1 protein-coding gene is annotated in these 470 nt (G+C 64.7%); it reads right to left on the bottom strand.

Annotated features, from left to right (window positions below; all coding sequences use genetic code 11):
- Nucleotides 1-422 (bottom strand): Ig-like domain-containing protein (locus VTU_RS28510; RefSeq protein ID WP_236610797.1); only part of this gene is annotated, 422 nt, incomplete at its 3' end.
- Nucleotides 423-470: the final 48 nt, after the last annotated feature.

Raw genomic sequence — 470 nt, 5'->3', positions numbered from 1 at the left:
AGCGTGACGTTGAACTCGGCTCCTTCGGCGCCCGTGGCCGTCGGGGTCAGCGTGGCCGTCCAGGTCCTTCCGTCGGCGTTGGCCCTGAGATTGCTCAGCGTGCCATTGCCCACTGCAAGGTCTTCGAGCTCAAATCCAGTGACTCTCTCGCTGAACGCGATCGTGACCTCGGCCGTTTCTCCTGCTGCCAGCCGGTTGTCGCTGAGCGTAATGGTTGCCGTGGGCACCGTGTTGTCTATGCTGTAGCTCAGGCCCGGCACGGTCGTCGTACCAACACCTGCGTTGCCCGCAATATCGCGCACCCCTGCAAGGTTCACCGTGATGCCGTTGCTCGCGGCTGTTCCTGTGCCCCCGGCTATCGTCACCTGCCAGGTGTCGCTGCTGCCGTCTGCGCCCGGGCTCACTGCGGTCACCGCGCTCACGCTGCCGCCAGTCAAGGTTACGTCGTCTATTCCAAAGCCCCCGACCGC

Source organism: Verminephrobacter aporrectodeae subsp. tuberculatae At4 (genome assembly GCF_000193225.1).
In the GTDB taxonomy this organism is placed as follows: domain Bacteria; phylum Pseudomonadota; class Gammaproteobacteria; order Burkholderiales; family Burkholderiaceae_C; genus Acidovorax; species Acidovorax aporrectodeae.
The sequence above is the reverse complement of the archived record's forward strand: the minus strand, read 5'-3'. Positions and strand labels throughout refer to the sequence as shown.